The sequence below is a fragment of the Pseudomonas sp. BMW13 genome (assembly GCF_013357275.1).
GTDB classification, from domain to species: domain Bacteria; phylum Pseudomonadota; class Gammaproteobacteria; order Pseudomonadales; family Pseudomonadaceae; genus Aquipseudomonas; species Aquipseudomonas khazarica.
Genome location: NZ_SUKD01000012.1, coordinates 89,594 through 108,565, shown reverse-complemented (window position 1 = coordinate 108,565; position 18,972 = coordinate 89,594). Strand labels below are relative to the sequence as shown.

Below are 18,972 nucleotides of genomic sequence, written 5' to 3'. Positions count from 1 at the left end.
CATGTCCCGTTATTTTCTCGATGCGCGGTACCTGGCCAAGCGCTTCGCGCAACCCGGCACGGAGCCGCTGACGGTGTTCGAGGATGTCAGCTTCGGCCTCGAACAGGGTGAGTTCGTCTGCATCATCGGCCACTCCGGCTGCGGCAAGTCGACCATCCTCAACGCCCTGGCTGGGCTCGATAGCTTCAGCGAAGGCACCCTGGAAATGGCCGGCAAGGAAGTCGCCGGGCCGAGCCTGGAGCGCGGCGTGGTGTTCCAGAACTACAGCCTGCTGCCCTGGCTCAGCGCGCTGGAGAACGTCGAGTTCGGCGTGCGTGCACGATTCCCAGAGTGGTCCAGGGAGCAACGCCGCGCGCACAGTCGCAAGTACCTGGAGATGGTCGGCCTGGGCGGCTCCGAGACGCGCAAGCCGGCGCAGTTGTCCGGCGGCATGCGTCAGCGCGTGAGTATCGCCCGCGCCTTCGCCACCCAGCCGCAACTGCTCCTGCTCGACGAGCCGTTCGGCGCGCTGGATGCCCTGACCCGGGGGGTGATCCAGGACGAGCTGATCAAGATCTGGAGTGCCACCCGGCAGACGGTGTTCATGATCACCCACGATGTCGACGAGGCGATCCTGCTCTCCGACCGCATCCTGCTGATGACCAACGGCCCGCAGGCACGCATCGCCGAGTCGGTACGCATCGACCTGCCACGCCCACGGCAGCGAGACCAGGTAATCCACCACCCGGCGTACTACCGCATTCGCAATCACCTCGTGGACTTCCTGGTGAACCGCTCGCACGCATTGCGCGGCTGCACCCTGGCCGACGAGCAGGGCTTCCCGCCCGAGATCAATCCCGCCCTGGAGGAGCCAGCCGCTGCTACCAGGGTCGTACCTCTGACCCCTGTGAAGGAGTTTCACCATGGATAAACAACAGATGCGCAGCACCATCAACGCCGCCAGGGAGCGCCTCGGTCTCGACTGGGCAGCCCTTGGCCAGGGTATCGGCATGTCGCCGGTGTGGACCACCTCGGCGTGCCTGGGCATGAACAGCATGCCCAAGGCACAGGCCGACGCCCTGTGCGAGATGCTGGAACTGCCCGAGGAGGTCTCGGCGGCGCTGCAGGCCTTCCCGCACAAGCATTGGGACAAGGCCATTCCCACCGACCCGCTGATCTATCGCTTCTACGAGATGATCAACGTCTACGGTGAGACCATCAAGGAACTGATCCATGAGGAGTTCGGCGACGGCATCATGAGCGCCATCGACTTCAGCATGGACATTTCCCGCGTCGCCGACCCCAAGGGTGACCGCGTGCAGATCGTGCTCAACGGCAAGTTCCTGCCCTACAAGGCCTGGTGAAACGGCGCGGCATATGGTCGCGATGGACGAAAGGCACGGCACCCGCCGTGCCTTTTGTTTTGCGCTCTGCGAAAATGCCCGCACTTTTTTTCCAGGACTCTGCCATGACCGCCCTGAAGAACGACCGTTTCCTGCGCGCCCTGCTCAAGCAACCTGTGGATGTCACGCCGATCTGGATGATGCGCCAGGCCGGCCGCTATCTGCCGGAATACCGCGCGACCCGGGCCAAGGCCGGCGACTTCGTGAGCCTGATGAAGAACCCGGAGCTGGCCTGCGAAGTGACGATCCAGCCGCTGGATCGCTATCCGCAGCTGGACGCGGCGATCCTCTTCTCCGACATCCTCACCATCCCCGATGCGATGGGGCAGGGGCTGTACTTCGAGACCGGCGAAGGTCCGCGTTTCAAGAAGGTGGTCAGCAACCTGGCCGACATCGAGGCGCTGCCGGTCACCGACGCGGAGAAGGACCTGGGTTACGTGATGGACGCCGTGCGCACCATCCGCCGCGAACTCGGTGCTCGGGTGCCGCTGATCGGTTTCTCCGGCAGCCCGTGGACGCTGGCGACCTACATGGTCGAAGGCGGCTCGAGCAAGGATTTCCGCAAGACCAAGGCCATGCTCTACGACAACCCGCAGGCCATGCATGCGCTGCTGGACAAGCTGGCGCAGTCGGTCACTGCCTACCTGAACGGGCAGATCCTGGCGGGGGCGCAGGCGGTGCAGATTTTCGACTCCTGGGGCGGCGCGCTGTCGGCAGCGGCCTATCAGGAGTTCTCCCTGGCCTACATGAAGAAGATCGTCGCTGGCCTGATCCGCGAGCATGAAGGTCGCCAGGTCCCGGTGATCCTGTTCACCAAGGGCGGCGGGTTGTGGCTCGAGTCGATGGCCGACAGCGGTGCCGAAGCCCTGGGCCTGGACTGGACCTGCGACATCGGCAGCGCCCGCGCCCGCGTCGGCGCCAAGGTGGCACTGCAGGGCAACATGGACCCGGCGGTGCTCTACGCCAAGCCCGAGGCGATCCGCGCCGAAGTGGCGCGCATCCTGGCGGCCTACGGCGCCGGTAGCGGCCACGTGTTCAACCTCGGCCACGGCATCACCCCGGAAGTCGACCCGGCCCATGCCGGCGCCTTCTTCGAGGCCGTGCACGAGCTGTCGGCGCAGTATCACCAGTAGCACCATGAAAAAGCCCGGCATTGCCGGGCTTTTTCTTAGAAACCTGCGCGGTACTTGCTGTCGACCTTGCGCTTTTCCAGTGTGTACCGAGCAATGTCCATTTGCCCGCTGCCCAGCTGATCGTCCAGTTCCTGCAGCTCTCGCTCGTGCAGTTTGGCGACATGGGCCTTGGTCACGTTGTAGTTGATCGCACGTGCTGCGTCGTAGCCACTGACCGGATCCCAGAGGATGGACAGCGGCCAGAGCAGCAGGTTGACGACGCCATAGCCATATTCGCGCCCGTAGAACGAACCACCACCGGGGAGCAGGCCGAGTGCGGCAGCCGCGCCGGGGCTCTTGTCCCGGATGGCCATGCCACGGCTTTCATATGCGTCGAGCTCGGCTTTCTGTACGGAGTTGAGCCCGTTGGCACAGCCGGTGGTGATGGCCAGAAGGCCGCCAATCAAAAGTGTACGCAGGTACTGCATTGCATTTCCTTGTTGTGCATGTTGTCCTGATGCGCCGCTGGCGCGCGCGGAAACTATCACGATTGATGTCAGTTGGCCATTATTGTCGTGATTGTCATGAGGTTTGCATAAGCTCTGGAGTCCAGAGCATTCAGGGAGAGCAACGATGCGACGTGTGGTGTTCAACCAGAAAGGGGGCGTGGGCAAGTCCAGCATCGCGTGCAATCTCGCTGCGGTGAGTGCCGCGCAGGGTTATCGGACGTTGCTGATCGACCTCGACGCCCAGGCCAACTCGACCCACTACCTGACCGGGCTGACCGGTGAGGAAATCCCCGTTGGCATTGCCGACTTCTTCAAGCAGACCCTGGCGTCCGGGCCGTTCTCCAAGAAAGGCAAGGTGGACATCTACGAAACCCCCTTCGACAACCTCCATGTGGTCACCGCGACGGCGGAACTGGCGGAGCTGCAGCCCAAGCTGGAGCAGAAGCACAAGATCAACAAGCTGCGCAAACTGCTCGACGAGCTGGCCGAGGATTACGACCACATCTACCTGGATACGCCGCCTGCGCTGAACTTCTACACGGTGTCCGCACTGATCGCGGCTGACCGGGTGCTGATCCCCTTCGACTGCGACAGCTTCTCGCGTAATGCGCTGTACGGCCTGCTGGCCGAGATCGAAGAGCTGCGCGAGGATCACAACGAGGCGCTGGAGGTGGAGGGCATCGTGGTCAATCAGTTCCAGCCGCGCGCCTCGCTGCCGCAGCAACTGCTGGACGAGCTGCTTGCCGAGGGGCTGCCGGTGCTGCCGGTCAACCTGATGAGCTCGGTGAAGATGCGTGAGTCGCACCAGGTGTGCACGCCGCTGATCCATCTGGATGCACGGCACAAGCTGACTCAGCAGTTCGTCGAGCTGCACGACCTGCTCAACCAGGCCTGATCATCCGGCAAAGAGAAGGCGCCCTTGGGCGCCTTTTGTCCATCAGCGCACTACGAACACGTCGCACGGTGCCTTGTGCAGGAAGTGCTGGGCCAGGCTGCCGAGCAGCGCCTGGGAGAAGGCGCTGCGGCCGTGGCTGCCGAGGACCAGCAGCTCGCCGCGGCGACTCTTGATCTGCTCCTGCAGGCTGCGCAGGATGCCGCCCTGCAGCACCTCGTGGCTGAGCGAGGGGCCGCCTGGTGGCAGGCTCTGCGACTCGTCGTGCAGGAGCTGGTCGATCAGGCCGCGCTGTGTCTCGAGCTGCTGTTCGACCTGCTGAGGCGTGCCCTTGTCCGGTTCGAAGACGTGCAGCGCGTGCAGCTCGGCGCCTTCGGGCAGCAGCCGATACGCCTGGCCCAGGGCGCTGCAGGCGCACAGCGAGAAGTCGATGGCGGCCAGTGCTCGCTGGTAGGGGGCGAAGTCATTGCGCGCGACCAGCAGCAGCGGCACGGTGCAGCGGCGGGCGATGCGGTCCAGGCTGGTGCCGGAGAAGAAGTCATGGCGCTGGTGATGGCCGCCCAGCACCAGCAGGTCGCAGCCGGTTTCCTGCACCTGCTGCAAGACCACCTCCGAGGGTTTGCCGCTGAGCATGCGCAGCGCGGTCCCGGCTGGTGCGTACTGGGTCAGGCTGCGGTCCAGGGCCTGGCGGGCCTTCTCGTGCTGCTCGCTGCTCTGGCTCGGGTCCAGGACGTGCAGGATGGTCAGGCGGGCATTGTGCTGCTTGGCCAGTTGTGTGGCACGGCACAGGGCCAGGTCGGCGGTGTCGCGCAGGTCATGGGCGATAAGAATGTGATTGAACATGGTGACGGCTCTCCTGCCGATACCCGTCGGCAATTTTATTGTGCCTGTTCAGATAGCCGCTCTTTTGACCTATGGCAAGGCCGGGAACTGTTACCGATTGCGAATGCCGGTGGCGGCGTCGTTCAGCGTAAACGCAATTGATAGTGGCCGCGACTTTCCGCGACCACTTCTCCGTTGCCGTCGGTCAGTTGCAGTTCCAGCAGGTAGGACGCCTTGCCCTGCTGGCGTGCCTGCTCCTCCAGACCCTGGATTTCCTCGGCCGACAGGCGCGCCTCGACCTGGATGTCTCCGCTGGCCGGGCGCCGGAAACGCAGGTTCATTTCCGTGACGATGGGATAGAAGCGCTGGGTGTCGAAGCTGGTCAGGAACAGGGCGCCGCCCGGAATTTCCGCCAGGGTGAAGAGGGCGCCCGCGTACATGCTGCCGATGTGGTTCTGGTTGCCTTGCAGGGGCATGCGCAGGCGCACGAAGCCGGGCTCCAGAACCTCGGCCTTGAGGCCGCTGCGGTGGACGAAGGCGATCTGTTCTTCGGTCAGCTGACGAGCGATTTCCGTGGGCAGAGGCATGGCGCGACTCCATGGGCGATGATCGCCCCAGCCTAAAGGCTGGACCCTGCCCTGCAATTGACCTCAGCGCCCGAGCGCGTTGACCGAAGCGCTCACAGGCCTTGCTGGCGCAGCCAGGCCAGCAGTTGCGGCAAGGGCATGGCGCCGCTCTGGCGGGCCACTTCCACACCGCCCCTGAACAGGATGAGGCTGGGGATCGAGCGGATGCCCAGCTGGCCGGACAGCTGGGCATTGGCCTCGCTATCCAGCTTGCCCAGGCGGCAGCGTCCTTGCAGCTGCGTCGCAGCCTGCTGGAAGGTGGGGGCGAACGCCTGGCAGGGGCCGCACCAGCTCGCCCAGACATCCACCAGCAGGGGCAGGTCGCCCTTGAGCTGGCTGGCGAAGTTGCTCTGCGTCAGCTCGATGGGGGCTGCCGGCAGCACCTGCGCCTTGCAGCGGCCGCAGCGCGGGCTGTCGTGCAGGCGCTCGCCTGGGATGCGGTTGAGCCCGTTGCAGTGCGGGCAGGGAATCAGCAGGGGATCGGACATGACGGCGACGCTCCAAGGAACATGTCGAGCAGATGGAGTCGCCGCCGGCGGATATCAAGTCAGATCGGCGTCAGCGGGAAGAACCAGGGGATGACCACGGTGGCCACGGCCCAGAGCAGCAGATTGAGCGGCACGCCGACCTTCATGAAGTCGGTGAAGCGGTATCCCCCCGCGTTGTAGACGAAGGTGTTGGTCTGATAGCCGATCGGGGTGGCGAAGCTGGCGCTGGCGGCGAACATCACCGCGACCACGAAGGCGCGCGGGTCGACGCCGAGGTGCTGGGCGAGGCCGATGGCGATCGGCGTCACCAGCACGGCGACGGCGTTGTTCGACAGCATCTCGGTGAGGACCGAGGTGAACAGATAGATCACGCTGAGCATCAGCAGGGGGCCGGCCCAGGGCAGCCAGCCCATGACGTTCTCCACCAGCAGCCTGACCAGGCCGACCTTGTCCATGGCGATGCTGATGGCCAGCATGCCGAAGATCAGGCTGAGGATCTTCCAGTCCACCGCCTTGTAGGCGTCCTCGACGTCGAGGCAGCGGGTTGCCAGGACGGTGACGGCGCCGATGATCGCCAGGCCCTCGATGGGCATCACGCCGAAGGCGGCCAGCAGCATCACCGCCAGCGTGGCGATGATCGCGATCGGCGCCTTGTCGCGGCGGAAGGCGCGTTCCTGCACGGCGTTGAGGCTGATCAGTTCGCCGTTGTCGGCGAAGCGCTTGATCTGCGCCGGCGTGCCTTCCACCAGCATCACGTCGCCGAACTGCAGCTGGAAGTCGTCGAGGTTGCCCTGCACGTTCTCGTCCTGGCGGTGGATCGCCAGGACCGCGATGCCGTAGCGTGCGGTCAGGTCGAGGTCGCGCATCGGCCGGTGGCTGTAGCGCGAGTTACGCCCGACGATGGCCTCGGCGAGGATCACGTCGTGGCTGCTGATGGTCTCGAAGGCGTCGCCGCGGTTGAAGCTCAGGTGACCGCTTTCACGCAGTTCCACCACGTTCTTCACCTGGCCGTGGAGCATCAGGCGATCGCCGCTGGCCAGCAGGGTGTTGGCGCCCGGCTCGGTCAGCTCCTGTTCGTCGCGAAACAGCTTGAGCACCTGCAGGCCGCTGCCGCCGTTGAGGTTGGCCTCGTGCAGGGTCTTGCCGATCATCGGCGAGTCGTGCGGGACCAGCAGTTCGGTCATGAAGGTGCGTGACAGGTCCGGGCGCAGCTGGCGCGAGAGGGTCTCGCGCTCCGGCAGCAGGCGCCGGCCGATGGTCAGCAGGTAGGCCATGCCGAACGCGGCCATGATCAGCCCGGCGCCCGTGATCTCGAAGATGCCGAAGGGCTCCAGGCCCGCCTTGCGTGCCACGCCGTCGACCAGAATGTTGGTCGAGGTGCCGATCATGGTCAGGGTGCCGCCGAGGATGGTGGCATAGGACAGCGGGATGAGCAGCTTGGATGGCTGGGTGCCGGCGCGCCGCGCCAGGGCGATGGCCACCGGGGTGAGGATGGCCACGACCGGGGTGTTGTTGAGGCAGGCCGAGACCACCAGCGCGGTGACGGTGAGACCGGAGAGCACGCGGATCGGGCTGGTGCCGACCAGATTGCCCAGCCAGTTGCCCAGCGCGTCGATGCAGCCGGTACGTTCCAGGGCGGCGGAGAGCACGAACATGCAGGCGATGGTGACCGGTGCCGAGTTGGACAGCACGCTGAGCACTTCCCCCGGCGTCAGCAACTGGCTGACCAGCAGTGCGGCCACGGCGATGGCGGCGACGATGTCCGGGCTCCACTTTTCCCGCACGAAGGCGTAGAGCACCCAGATCAGCAGGGCGCCGACGAACAGCAGGGGCAGGGAGTCCCAGGGCATGAAAATCCTTGGCAGCGAATCTCGTGTGAGGTATCGGGCACGCACGGGGCGGCCTGGCTGGGCGCCAAGATAGAGGGCTTCTCTTAGATAGTCTAAGAATGTTTGGGCAGATTGATATGCCTTTTCGATTTAACAGATAAGGCAGTCAGCGGGGTTGTCCGGGGCTTCGACAGCCACTCAGGACGAGCAGCTGATCTCCAGGTGCTTGCCCCACTGCGGCGGGCGCTCGGCGTAGCGCTGCATGTCCGGCTGCTCGTCGAACGGCCGTGACAGCACCGCGTGCAGCTCACGTACCGGGCCGTAGTCGCCTCGTTCGGCGGCCTCGATGGCCTGCTGGGCCAGGTAGTTGCGCAGGATGTACTTGGGGTTGCACGCCTGCATGCGCGCCTGCCGCTCGGCCTGCTCGCCGCCCTCGCGTGCGCAGCGGGCGAGGTAGTCGCCGCCCCAGGCGTCGAAGCCGGCGAGGTCGACGAAGTCCTCGCGCACCACCTGCAGCGCGTCTGCGGGCGCACGCTCCCCCAGGTTGCGGAAGAACAGCGTGTAGTCGGTGGCCTTGCCGGCCTGCATCAGCTGCAGCAGGCGCTGGACCAGCGCCTCGTCGTCGTCCTCGGCCCGGGTGAAGCCCAGGCGTCTGCGCATCAGGTCCAGGTAGTGGGCCTGATACAGCGGCAGGAACAGCTCCAGCGTCTCGCGCAGGCGCTCCACGGCGACGAAGGGGGTCAGCGCCTGGGCCAGGGCCGCGAGGTTCCAGTGGGCGATGGGGACCTGGTTGCTGAAGCTGTAGCGGCCAGTGTCGTCAGAGTGATTGCAGATGTGCTGGGCATCGAAATCGTCGAGGAAGGCATAGGGGCCGTAGTCGAAGGTGATGCCGAGGATCGACATGTTGTCGGTGTTCATCACCCCGTGGCAGAAGCCGTAGGCCTGCCAGTGGGCGATCATCTGCGCGGTGCGCTCGATCACCTCGCGCAGCATCGCCAGCCAGGGTTCGTCCTGCTCCAGGCAGTGCGGGAAGTGGCAGCTCAGCACATGCTCGCCGAGCACTTTCAGCTGCTCGTGCTGGCGCGTGTAGTAGAAGTACTCGAAGTGACCGAAGCGCACATGGCTGCGGGCCAGGCGCAGGACCATGGCGGCGCTTTCCTGCTTCTCGCGCCACACCGGGGTACTCGAGGCGGTCACGCACAGCGCCCGTGAGCTGGGGATGCCGAGCGCGTGCAGGTGTTCGCTGGCGAGAAACTCGCGGATCGACGAGCGCAGCACCGCGCGGCCGTCACCCATGCGCGAATAGGGGGTCATGCCGGCGCCCTTGAGGTGCAGGTCCCAGTGCTCGCCGGCCGTGTTCAGCACCTCGCCCAGCAGCAGGCCTCGGCCGTCGCCCAGGCGTGGCGTGTAGCCGCCGAACTGGTGCCCGGAGTAGACCATCGCACGCGGTTCGGCCTCGCCCCACAGCTTGTGCCCGGCGAACAGCTCGGTGAACTCACTGCGCTGCGCCTCGGCCGGATCGAGATCGAGCAGGGCCATGGCCGACTCGCTCGCCACCACCAGGCGCGGTTGCTCGATGGGCTCGGGCAGCACCTCGGTGGAAAAGGCATCGCCCAGGCGGGCGAAGCGGTTGTCGAAGGTCAGCGCGTCGAGGCGTTTCACCTGGGGCTCCTCTGCGGGTCAGGGCGTGGCGGGGGGAGGGGGCGTGTCCTGCACCGCTGCGGCACCCGCCGCAGCAGCCTTGATCAGGTCCTTCTGGTCGAGCTTCTGCTCGCCATGCTCCAGGTTCTTCACGTACACCTCGACCTGGCGGAAGGCGATGTTGATGCCGTTCCTGGGGAATTCCTTGTCGATGAAACGGTTGATCTCGTCGGTGGCCGGGTTGCGGTCGCCGAGGTCGCGCACGTGAATGCGCAGTTCGTGATCCAGGGTGCTTTCGCCGAAATTCAGGAAGTAGGCAATCGGCGCCGGGTCTTTCAGCACCCGGCTGTTTTCCTGGGCGGCCTGCAGCAGCAGTTTGCGCACCAGGTCGAGGTCCGAGCCGTAGCCGACACCGACCTTGAGGGTGACGCGGGTCACGGTGTCGCTCAGCGACCAGTTGATCAGCTGGCCGGTGATGAAGGTCTTGTTCGGAACGATGATTTCCTTGTGGTCGAAATCGGTGATGGTGGTCGCGCGGATGCGGATCTTGCTCACCGTGCCGGACAGGTTGCCGATGGTCACCACGTCGCCGATGCGCACCGGGCGCTCGAACAGGATGATCAGGCCGGATATGAAGTTGGCGAAGATTTCCTGCAGGCCGAAACCCAGGCCGACCGAGAGCGCGGCCACCAGCCATTGCAGTTTGTCCCAGCTCACGCCCAGGGTGGACAGGGTGGTGACGATGCCGATGGCGACCAGGGCATAGGACAGCAGCGTGGTGGTGGCGTAGGCGCTGCCCTGGGCCAGGCGCATGCGTGAAAGCACCAGCACCTCGAGCAGGCCGGGCAGGTTGCGCGCCAGGGCCACGGTGATGGCGACGATGATCAGCGCGCCGATCACGTCCATCAGGCTGATTGGCACCAGGGTGGCGGCCTCGCCGGTGCCGCTGCTGTATTCGTAGAGGTTGACCGTGTCGAGGTAGGTGAACACGCCGATCAGCTCGGCCCAGACCCAGTACAGGCACACCAGGAAGCCGCCCAGCAGGGCCAGGCGGATCAGGCGCAGCGACTGCTGGTTGACCTGCTCGATGTCGAGCGTCGGCTCCTCCACCGCCACCTCGCCTTCCGGGCCGTCCTTGCTCTGCGTCTGGCGCTTGGCCAGCGCGCGCTGGTAGGCCAGGCGCCGCGCCGCGACGCTGAGGCCGCGTACCAGTGTCGCCTCCAGCACCAGCCAGATGATCACCAGGTAGAGGGTGTCGATCAGGCGATCGGTCAGCTTGAGTGCCGTGTAGTAGTAACCGAAGGCGACGGCGCCGATCAGTGCCAGTGGCAGCAGGTTGAACGCCAGGCCGATAGCGGTACGTAGCGCCGAGGTGTTCTTGCGCAGCGGCGCGCTGAACTGCAGGTGAAACAGCTGCCAGGCCATCAGGGCGTAGCAGGTCAGCACGACGGCGATGCCGATCACGTCGTTGGCGAGGCTCGCCGGTTGGTGTTCGGCGATGCTCACGACCGCCACCAGCGCCATCACCACCAGGCCCAGGCGGCGTAGGTGCTGGCGGAAGAAGGCGACGTTGGCCGGTGGCCAGTGGAAGTGCAGGATGGCCACGCCGTCCGGCGAGAGAATCCGGTGCAGGGTGTAGAACACCAGCCAGGCTTCCGCCATCTCGTACAGCGCGCCACCCAGGTAGAGATTCTGGCCGCGTGCATCGTGCAGCAAGGCATAGCCGCAGAGCGCGAGGAACAGCGCCACCGGCAACGCCAGGATCAGGTTCAGCCCCAGGGCCAGTGGGGTATGCAGCTGGCTGTCGAGCTTGTAGTGGCCGATATCGCCGTGCAGGCTGCCGAGCTTGCGGAACAGGTACTGGCGGCGCCAGAGGATCAGGGCGCAGAGCAGGATCAGCGGCAGGAACACCAGGGGGCGGTCGATCAGGCCCGCGCCCAGTTCGCTGATGGCGATCGCCCAGGGCATGTCGGTGAGCTGCTGTTGCAGGTAGTGCGGCGCCGACTTCAGCCAGTCGAGGTCGAGTGGCTTGTTGCTCGGGATCCAGAACATCTGCTCGTCGATGGTGGCGCGCAGGCTGCTGGAGGTGCTCTGCAGTTCCTTCTGGTTGAGCTGCAGGGTGATCGATTCGTTGAGCAGCGCATTCAGCGAGCGGCTGAGGCGATCGAGCAGTTCGCGGCGGGTATCGAGCTGGTCGAGCAGGGCGCTGCGCAGCTCGGGGCTGACCTGCTCCCCCGGCTGGTTGTCCAGCAGATCGTTGACGTAGCGCGACGGGTCGCGAATCTCTTCGCGCTGCTTGTTCAGCTCGAACTGGTACAGGCGGATGTCGGCGATTTCATCGGCGAGCGAGCCGTCCTCCAGCTTGAGCTGCGGCAGCGCCTGCTTCTGCTGATAGAGAATCTTCGACAGCAGCAGGCTGCCCTGCAGGACCCGGATCTGTTCATCCAGTGCCTGTTCTGCCTGGGCCAGGTTGTCCAGCTGCTGGCGCGTCTGCAGGTTCTGCTCGGTCAGGCGGTTGAGGCGGTCCGTGGCCCGCAGCAGGTAGTCGGAAAGCTTGAGATTGAGCGTGCTCTCCTTGGCCAGCAGCTTGTCCGAGCTGGCGCGTTCGGCCTCCCGCGACTGTTCGGCGACGGTCTGTTCCGACTCGGCGCGGCGGCGTTCGTTGATCAGGCTCTGCAAGGCCTGACGTTCCTGCTCGGCACGGTTGATGCGCTCTTCGAGCAGGGCGCGCTGGGCGCTGCCGAGGTCCTGCAGCAGGCTGTTGCCGGCCAGCTCCTGGCGGCGCAGCTGGGTCTGCACCGCGAGCAGCGCGAGTTCCGCATTGAGCTGGTCGCGGCGTTCCCGGCTCAGCGACTTGCCGTCGTAGCGGCCGCTCTTCAGGCTGTCGTTGATCAGTTGGCTGCGCGCCTGGTTCTGGCTGATCTCCGCTTGTGCGCGCTCCGGGCGGGTCTGTGCGGTGATCACCAGGCTGTTGGCCTCGATGATGGCCTTGTTCCAGTCGCTGAGCTGGCTGGAGCGTTCGTTCAGCAACTGCTCCAGCTGGGGCAGGGTGGTACGCGCGTGGCGCTCGGCGATGGGCCGTTCAGGGCTGGCCTTGAGCCTGCTCAGCTCGCGCTGGGACTCGGTGATGAGGCGTGGCGCCTCGTCCAGCTGCTTGCGCAGATCGCCCAGGCGTTTCTCGGCGTCATCGCGATCCCTGAGCATGCGCAGCGTCTGTTCCAGCGTCTGCTTCATGGCCAGTTGCTCGGCTTCCGGCAGCTTGCGGTCGGCCAGGCTGTCCAGGCTCTGCTGGACGTTCTCGGCTTTGGGTGGTTCGTCGGCGAACGCTGGCGGCAGGCCGAGGCACAGGGCGAACAGGACGGCAACGAGGGGCAGGCGCGACAGGTGCATGGTGCAGTGATCTACCGATGGCGGTGGCGACGAAAGGTGCTGGCGACGTGACGCAGGCACAGGCCTGAGGCCCGTGTCTGCTGCTGATGCTAGCAGAGTCCTTGCAGCGGTTTTCTAGAAGTGCAGCCCAGGGCCTGGGCGAGCGCCTTCGGGGAATCTGACGCCAACCTTGCGTACCTTGTTCCCTTCCATGGCGGCCACGGTCCAGGTCATGCCCTGCCATTCCACCTGGTCGCCGACGATCGGTTCGCCGCCGATCTCCTGCGCGATGAAGCGGCCCAGCGGCTGGTTGCCTTCGACCTCGCCGAGCTTGAGGCCGTAGAGCGCTGCCACCGCATTCAGCTCGGCATCGCCCTCGAGCACGAAATCGCCGAAGAAACGCAGGTCCTGGCCGCGCTTGGGCGCCTGGCTGAACAGCTTGCCGAGGGCCGGCAGGTCATGTTCGTGGCCGATCACGCAGAGCAGGTCACCGGCTTCCAGGCGCGTGCTGCCCGATGGGTGCAGCAGCTCGCGGCCACGGAACAGCGCCGCGATACGCGTGCCCTCGGGCATGTTCAGTTCGCGCAGGGCGGCGCCGATGCACCACTTCTCCGCGCCCAGGCGATAGACGAACAGTTCCCACTGGCTGGTCGGGTGCACTTCCAGGCCGGCGCGCGACACCGGTGCCGGCTCCGGCGGTACGGTGACGCGCATCAGCTTGGCCGCCAGCGGCAGGCTGGTGCCCTGCAGCAGCAGGGAGATGATCACGATGAAGAAGGCCACGTTGAAGAACAGCTGGGCGTTGGGCAGCCCGGCCATCAGCGGGAACACGGCGAGAATGATCGGTACGGCGCCGCGCAGCCCGACCCAGGCGATGAACATCCGCTCGCGGTCGTGGAAGGCGCGAAATGGCAGCAGACCGAGGAAGATCGACAGCGGCCGGGCGAAGAGGATCATCCACAGCGCCAGGGCCAGCGCCGGCAGGGCGATGGGCAGCAACTCGTGCGGCGTGACCAGCAGGCCGAGTACCAGGAACATGCCGATCTGTGCCAGCCAGGTGAGACCGTCGAGCATGTGCAGGATGCCGTGGCGCGAGCGAATCGGGCGATTGCCCAGGAGCAGGCCGCACAGGTAGATGGCCAGGATGCCGCTGCCCCCCACCGCCGTGGTGATGGCGAAGATGATCAGGCCGCCGCTGACCACCAGCAGGGGATACAGGCCGGTGGCCAGCTCCATGCGGTTGATCAGGTTGAGCAGCAGCCAGCCGCCGCCCAGGCCCAGCAGGGTGCCGAGGCCGAACTGCTGCACCAGCTGGATCGGCAGGTCCCAGCTGAAACCGGTCTGGCCGCTGGCGAGCATGGCGATCAGGGTGATGGTGAGGAACACCGCCATCGGGTCGTTGCTGCCGGATTCGATCTCCAGGGTGGAGCTGACCCGTTCGTTGAGGCCGCGGCCGCCGAGCAGGGAGAATACCGCCGCCGCATCCGTGGAGCCGACGATGGCGCCGATCAGCAGGCCTTCCAGCAGGGTCAGGTCGAACAGCCAGGCTGCCGCCAGGCCGGTCAGGCCGGCGGTGATCATCACCCCCACGGTGGCCAGCGACAGCGACGGCCACAGGGCCACACGGAAACTGGAGACCCGCGTGCGCATGCCGCCGTCGAGCAGGATCACCGCCAACGCCAGGTTGCCGACCAGATAGGCCAGGGGGTAGTTGTTGAAGATGATGCCGCCAGGGCCGTCGGTGCCGGCGAGCATGCCGACGCCCAGGAAGATCACCAGGATGGGGATGCCGAAACGTGTCCCGAAAGCGCTGACCAGAATGCTGGCCGCTACCAACAAGGCGCCGATCAAGAACAGATTGTTGATGGCGCTGGCATCCAAATGCGCATACTCCTGGCTGGGTGGATGGAGCGCCGTCATGCATGGCGCGTGCCAGGGATTCTAACCGTAGCCTTCGTACCGCTGTCAAAAAGGTTATTACATTTTCACAAGCCACAAGCCACAAGCCACAAGCCACAAGCCACAAGCCACAAGCCTGAGCGGAGTGCACTGCTGCTTTCACTTGTCGCTTGAGGCTTGCAACCTGTGGCTGCTCTTTAGAACCAGCCGTCCTGCATGCCCAGGCAGGTGTCGTCGCGTGCCTCGAGCACGGCCAGATCGTGGTGGCAGCCCGGCACTTCCCAGGTCAGGAAGTAACGCGCGGCCTGCAGCTTGCCACGGTAGAAGGCCTGTTCCTCGGCGTTGTCGGTGCGCGCCAGGCCCTGTTCGGCGTGAATCGCCTGCTCCAGCCAGCGCCAGCCGATCACGGTGTGGCCGAACACCTTGAGGTACAGCGCCGAGTTGGCCAGGCCTTGATTGACCTTGCCGCTCATCAGGTCGCCGAGCAGTGCCAGGGTGACCGCTTGCAGGCGGGCCACCAGTTGCTCCAGCGGCTGGCGCAGGGGCGTGAGCGACTCGTGCTGGCTGGCGCGCTGGCAGCATGCGTTGATCAGCTTGAGCAACTGCTTGAGTGCGGCGCCGCCGTTCTGCGAGACCTTGCGCCCGAGCAGGTCGAGCGACTGGATACCGTGGGTGCCCTCGTGAATCGGGTTGAGCCGGTTGTCGCGGTAGTACTGTTCCACCGGGTACTCGCGAGTGTAGCCGTGGCCGCCGAGGATCTGGATCGCCAGTTCGTTGGCCTTGAGGCAGAACTCCGAGGGCCAGGACTTGACGATGGGGGTCAGCAGGTCGAGCAGCTCCAGTGCCTGGGTGCGCTCCTCGGCGGTTTCCAGGGTGTGGGTGTCGTCGAACAGCCGCGCGGCGTACAGGCCGAGGTCGAAGGCGCCTTCGACATAGGCCTTCTGCGTCAGCAGCATGCGCCGCACATCGGCATGCTCGATGATCGAGATCTGCGCGCTGGACGGGTCCTTGCCGTCCGGCTGGCGGCCCTGCGGACGGTTGCGTGCGTAATCCAGCGAATAGAGGTAGCCGGCGTAGCCGAGCATGATGGCGCCCATGCCGACGCCGATGCGCGCCTCGTTCATCATCTGGAACATGTAGGACAGGCCCGCGTGCGGCTTGCCTACCAGATAACCGACGCATTCGCCGTTGTCGCCGAAGTTCAGCGCGGTGGAGGTGGTGCCGCGCCAGCCCATCTTGTGGAACAGCCCGGCCAGGGTCACGTCGTTGCGCGGGCCCAGGCTGCCATCGGCGTCGACGTGGAACTTGGGCACGATGAACAGGCTGATGCCCTTCACCCCGGGCGGTGCATCCGGCAGCTTGGCCAGCACCATGTGTACGATGTTCTCGGAGATCGGCTGGTCGCCGCCGGAGATGAAGATCTTGTTGCCCTTGATGCGATAGCTGCCATCGGCATGCGGCTCGGCCCTGGTGCGGATGTCCGACAGCGAGGAACCGGCGTGCGGCTCGGTCAGGGCCATGGTGCCGAAGAAGCGACCGTCGATGATCGGCTGCAGGAAGCGCTCTTTCTGCTCGTCGCTGCCGAAGGCTTCGATCAGGTTGGCCACGCCCATGGTCAGCATCGAGTACGAGCTGGTGGCGCAGTTGGCGGACTGGAAGTGAGCGAAGCAGGCCTGCGACAGCAGGTTGGGCAACTGCATGCCGCCCTGCTCGAAATCCCGTGTGGCGTTGAGGAAACCGGCTTCGTGGAACGCGCGCAGCGCGGGCTCGACCTCCGGAATCAGCACGGCGCTGCCGTCCACGTACTGCGGCTCGTGTTCATCGCTCTTGCGGTTGTGCGGGGCGAACAGTTGTTCGGCGATGCCGCGCGCGGTGCTGATTGCCGCATCGAAGGTCTCGCGGTTGTGATCGGCGAACCGTGGGCGTTGGGTCAGGGCTTCGGCGTCGAGTACTTCATAGAGTTCGAAGGCCAGGTTGCGGGCGCTGAGCAGGGTCTCGGACATGGAACGGGTCTCCTGATGATCGTCCGAGTCTAGGCAGTCCGTTGCCCGACTGCCCAGCATCATCAGTCACGGTGATAAAGCGCCACACTACCCTGGCGATCCCGCCATCGCAGGAGCGACCTCAGTCGCGATGGGACTCGAAGCCCCGCGCCAGCGCGCGGGTCAGCTCGGCGGCCGGCATCGGCCGGCAGTTGGCGACGTTCTGCCCGGCCCAGAGTGGCGAGAAGTCGCTGTCGCCCCGCGCTTCGGCGGCCGCGCGCAGCGGCGCGATGGCCGCCGTTGCCAGGGGGAAGGTGGGCGCCAGGGGACTGAGCGGGCCCTGCTCGCGCATCAGGCGATTGACGATGCCACGCGCGGGCCGACCGCTGAACAGGTTGGTCAGTGCCGTGTGCCGCGCTGCCGGGCTCTGCAGGGCCGCGCGGTGGAGGGCGCTGGTGCTCGCCTCCGGACACAGCAGGTAGGCGCTGCCGACCTGCACGCCTGCGGCGCCGAGTGCCATGGCCGCCGCCACCCCACGTGCATCGCTGATGCCGCCCGTGGCGATCACCGGGACGTCGAGGGCATCCACGAGCTGCGGCAGCAGGGCGAAAGTCCCCAGCTGGCGGCTCAGGTCATGATCGAGAAAGTGCCCGCGATGACCGCCGGCCTCCAGCCCCTGGGCGATCACCGCGTCGACGCCGCGCTCCTGCAGCCACAGGGCCTCCTCCAGCGTTGTGGCGCTGGAGAGGATCCTGGCGCCACTGTCGCGCACCCGTTGCAGCAGGGCGTCGTCCGGCAGGCCGAAGTGGAAGCTCACCACGGCCGGGCGAAACTCCTCGACCAGTTCCGCCGCCTCGGCATTGAACGGCAGGCGCCCGGGGCCGCCTGCGATCGTTGCCTGATCCACGCCGAATTCCTGGTAGTACGGGGCCAGTGCCTCACGCCAGGTCGCTTCCCGGGCGGCATCCGGCTCAGGTTGCACGTGGCTGAAGAAGTTGAGGTTGAACGGTCGCTGCGTCAGGCCGCGCAACGCCTCCAATTCCTGGCGCAGGGCGGCCGGCGTGAGCATCGCACAGGGGATCGAACCCAGGCCTCCGGCCTCGCAGACGGCGGCGGCCAGGCGGTGATTCTGCGAACCGGCCATGGGTGCCTGGATCAGTGGCAGCGGGCTGCCAAACAGGTCATTCACGAGCATGGGGCGAGCTTCCTTTCGGTAGGTGAGTCGGGGGTGGGCGCCCGCCAGGTCCAGAACAATGACCAGAGCAAGGCCAGGGCGCCGATCGAGAAGCTGCTGGTCAGGCTGTGACCGGCGGCGGTCCAGTGTTCGACGAACCAGGGGCCGACCAGTTGGCTGCCGCCGTAGAGGCTGATCAACAGCGCGGCCAGGCGCGGTCCCTGGCTCGGTTTGAGCGCGCGGGCAAGGCGCTGCGTCAGCAGGACGGTGCCGAGGAAGGTGCCGCCGACCAGCACGGCGCTGCCCAGCACACCGACAGGGCCGGGCAGCAGGACCGGCAGGGCGGTCCCCAGCAGTTGCAGCACGTAGTTGACCTGCAGGGCACGGCGGTCGCCGAGCCAGGCACCGACACGATTCCACAGCGTCGCGGAGATCAGGCAGGCCAGGGCGGTCCACCACCAGTTGCCGATCAGCAGGGGATGGCCGGGCGGAAGCTGTTCGCGGGCCAGTGCGGGGAGGAAGGTCAGCGGCAGGATGTAGCCCAGGCCGGCGCCCAGGTAGGCGAGCAGCAGCGGCAGGCTGCGACGGTCGATCAGTCGCCCCGGCGCACTGGCCTGGGCGCTGGCGGGCAGCTGCTGGGCCAGGCGTCGCAACATTCCGGCGCTGATCAGGGCAAGGGGCAGGGCGACCAGCGCGATGGGCAGCCAGCGCAGCGGCCCCTGCCAGGGCGTGAGCACGACCAGCGCGCCGCACAGCAGCATGCCGCCTCCCAGGCCCAGGTAGACCAGGCCACTCAGTGCCGTGGCCTGACGCACGGCGAGCCATTCCAGCACCAGTGCCGGGGCGAGGACGAAGACCACGCCGTTGCTGATGCCGTTGCTCAGGCGCAGGAAGGCCAGCATGTCGATGTCGCGGGTGAATACCTGGGCCAGGGTCAGCCCGGCGTTGAGCAGCAGCGCGACCGGCAGGCCCAGGCGCAGCCCCCGGGGGCTGGCCATGGGCAGGGCGAGCAAGGCGCCGAGCAGGTAGCCCAGGTAGTTCCAGGTGGCCAGCTGGGCGCCCTGGGCCAGACTGAACAGGCCATCGTCGAGCAGCAGCGGCAGCAGCGGGGTGTAGGCGAAACGGCCCAGGGCATGTACCGCCACCAGTGCCAGGGCGGCGGCGAGGATGGCCTGGAAGCAGTCGCGGTCGAGTTTGAGCATCGGGCCTCCGGTCGTGCTGCGCACCATAGTCGTTGTTCTGTATGG

General features: G+C 66.2%; 15 protein-coding genes. 4 read left to right on the top strand and 11 right to left on the bottom strand.

Translation table 11 applies throughout. The annotated features are described in order from the left end of the window. Position 1: 1 nt before the first annotated feature. The 3 genes from E4487_RS09595 to hemE all read left to right on the top strand — a co-directional run bounded on the left by E4487_RS09595 (position 2) and on the right by hemE (position 2,515). Positions 2 to 910: an ABC transporter ATP-binding protein gene (locus E4487_RS09595; protein ID WP_150607788.1), complete on the top strand. Its 909-nt coding sequence runs from the start codon at positions 2 to 4 to the stop codon at positions 908 to 910. Next, entirely contained in the window at positions 903 to 1,343 is a 441-nt protein-coding gene (gene cynS, locus E4487_RS09590; RefSeq protein WP_037049821.1) for a cyanase, read from the top strand. The genes E4487_RS09595 and cynS overlap by 8 nt, the downstream gene beginning before the upstream one ends. Positions 1,344 to 1,447: 104 nt before the next feature. Continuing rightward, complete coding sequence (hemE, locus tag E4487_RS09585) at positions 1,448 to 2,515, top strand: uroporphyrinogen decarboxylase (protein WP_175253225.1); 1,068 nt, start codon at positions 1,448 to 1,450, stop codon at positions 2,513 to 2,515. Positions 2,516 to 2,550: 35 nt separating this feature from the next. Here hemE and E4487_RS09580 read toward each other — a convergent pair whose 3' ends face one another. After that, the gene (locus E4487_RS09580) at positions 2,551 to 2,982 is read right to left on the bottom strand and encodes a hypothetical protein (RefSeq protein ID WP_037049817.1); all 432 of its coding nucleotides are present in this window, start codon (positions 2,980 to 2,982) and stop codon (positions 2,551 to 2,553) included. A 145-nt stretch (positions 2,983 to 3,127) separates the two neighbouring features. On the opposite strand from E4487_RS09580, the gene E4487_RS09575 reads away from it, so the two are divergent. Further along, positions 3,128 to 3,898, top strand: coding sequence for a ParA family protein (locus E4487_RS09575; RefSeq protein ID WP_037049815.1), 771 nt, complete (start codon positions 3,128 to 3,130; stop codon positions 3,896 to 3,898). A gap of 42 nt (positions 3,899 to 3,940) precedes the next feature. Here E4487_RS09575 and E4487_RS09570 read toward each other — a convergent pair whose 3' ends face one another. From E4487_RS09570 to E4487_RS09525, 10 genes are all read right to left on the bottom strand, one after another. Continuing rightward, positions 3,941 to 4,738: a universal stress protein gene (locus tag E4487_RS09570; protein ID WP_037049814.1), complete on the bottom strand. Its 798-nt coding sequence runs from the start codon at positions 4,736 to 4,738 to the stop codon at positions 3,941 to 3,943. Between the two features lie 122 nt (positions 4,739 to 4,860). Continuing rightward, positions 4,861 to 5,304 carry a PaaI family thioesterase gene (locus E4487_RS09565; RefSeq protein ID WP_037049813.1) on the bottom strand — a complete coding sequence of 148 codons (444 nt, stop codon included), beginning with the start codon at positions 5,302 to 5,304 and terminating at the stop codon, positions 4,861 to 4,863. A 92-nt stretch (positions 5,305 to 5,396) separates the two neighbouring features. Beyond that, complete coding sequence (trxC, locus tag E4487_RS09560) at positions 5,397 to 5,831, bottom strand: thioredoxin TrxC (protein ID WP_037049812.1); 435 nt, start codon at positions 5,829 to 5,831, stop codon at positions 5,397 to 5,399. A 59-nt stretch (positions 5,832 to 5,890) separates the two neighbouring features. After that, positions 5,891 to 7,681, bottom strand: coding sequence for an SLC13 family permease (locus E4487_RS09555; protein ID WP_175253224.1), 1,791 nt, complete (start codon positions 7,679 to 7,681; stop codon positions 5,891 to 5,893). A gap of 177 nt (positions 7,682 to 7,858) precedes the next feature. Next, the gene (selO, locus tag E4487_RS09550; protein ID WP_037049807.1) at positions 7,859 to 9,322 is read right to left on the bottom strand and encodes a protein adenylyltransferase SelO; all 1,464 of its coding nucleotides are present in this window, start codon (positions 9,320 to 9,322) and stop codon (positions 7,859 to 7,861) included. An 18-nt stretch (positions 9,323 to 9,340) separates the two neighbouring features. Then, entirely contained in the window at positions 9,341 to 12,691 is a 3,351-nt protein-coding gene (gene mscK / locus E4487_RS09545; RefSeq protein WP_037049805.1) for a mechanosensitive channel MscK, read from the bottom strand. 114 nt (positions 12,692 to 12,805) lie between these two features. Further along, complete coding sequence (locus E4487_RS09540; RefSeq protein WP_037049802.1) at positions 12,806 to 14,551, bottom strand: potassium/proton antiporter; 1,746 nt, start codon at positions 14,549 to 14,551, stop codon at positions 12,806 to 12,808. Between the two features lie 215 nt (positions 14,552 to 14,766). Next, positions 14,767 to 16,572, bottom strand: coding sequence for an acyl-CoA dehydrogenase (locus E4487_RS09535; RefSeq protein WP_175253223.1), 1,806 nt, complete (start codon positions 16,570 to 16,572; stop codon positions 14,767 to 14,769). Positions 16,573 to 16,693: 121 nt separating this feature from the next. Continuing rightward, positions 16,694 to 17,746 (bottom strand): nitronate monooxygenase family protein, encoded by a 1,053-nt coding sequence (locus E4487_RS09530; RefSeq protein WP_175253222.1) that lies wholly within the window; start codon positions 17,744 to 17,746, stop codon positions 16,694 to 16,696. Further along, the gene (locus tag E4487_RS09525; RefSeq protein ID WP_175253221.1) at positions 17,737 to 18,927 is read right to left on the bottom strand and encodes a YbfB/YjiJ family MFS transporter; all 1,191 of its coding nucleotides are present in this window, start codon (positions 18,925 to 18,927) and stop codon (positions 17,737 to 17,739) included. Before E4487_RS09525 ends, E4487_RS09530 begins: the two co-directional genes overlap by 10 nt. Between the last annotated feature and the right edge of the window lie 45 nt (positions 18,928 to 18,972).

Coding starts and splice junctions, on each gene's coding strand:
- E4487_RS09595 (WP_150607788.1), top strand. CDS start 2: ATGTCCCGTTATTTTCTCGATGCGCGGTACCTGGCCAAGCGCTTCGCG.
- cynS (WP_037049821.1), top strand. CDS start 903: ATGGATAAACAACAGATGCGCAGCACCATCAACGCCGCCAGGGAGCGC.
- hemE (WP_175253225.1), top strand. CDS start 1,448: ATGACCGCCCTGAAGAACGACCGTTTCCTGCGCGCCCTGCTCAAGCAA.
- E4487_RS09580 (WP_037049817.1), bottom strand. CDS start 2,982: ATGCAGTACCTGCGTACACTTTTGATTGGCGGCCTTCTGGCCATCACC.
- E4487_RS09575 (WP_037049815.1), top strand. CDS start 3,128: ATGCGACGTGTGGTGTTCAACCAGAAAGGGGGCGTGGGCAAGTCCAGC.
- E4487_RS09570 (WP_037049814.1), bottom strand. CDS start 4,738: ATGTTCAATCACATTCTTATCGCCCATGACCTGCGCGACACCGCCGAC.
- E4487_RS09565 (WP_037049813.1), bottom strand. CDS start 5,304: ATGCCTCTGCCCACGGAAATCGCTCGTCAGCTGACCGAAGAACAGATC.
- trxC (WP_037049812.1), bottom strand. CDS start 5,831: ATGTCCGATCCCCTGCTGATTCCCTGCCCGCACTGCAACGGGCTCAAC.
- E4487_RS09555 (WP_175253224.1), bottom strand. CDS start 7,681: ATGCCCTGGGACTCCCTGCCCCTGCTGTTCGTCGGCGCCCTGCTGATC.
- mscK (WP_037049805.1), bottom strand. CDS start 12,691: ATGCACCTGTCGCGCCTGCCCCTCGTTGCCGTCCTGTTCGCCCTGTGC.
- E4487_RS09535 (WP_175253223.1), bottom strand. CDS start 16,572: ATGTCCGAGACCCTGCTCAGCGCCCGCAACCTGGCCTTCGAACTCTAT.
- E4487_RS09530 (WP_175253222.1), bottom strand. CDS start 17,746: ATGCTCGTGAATGACCTGTTTGGCAGCCCGCTGCCACTGATCCAGGCA.
- E4487_RS09525 (WP_175253221.1), bottom strand. CDS start 18,927: ATGCTCAAACTCGACCGCGACTGCTTCCAGGCCATCCTCGCCGCCGCC.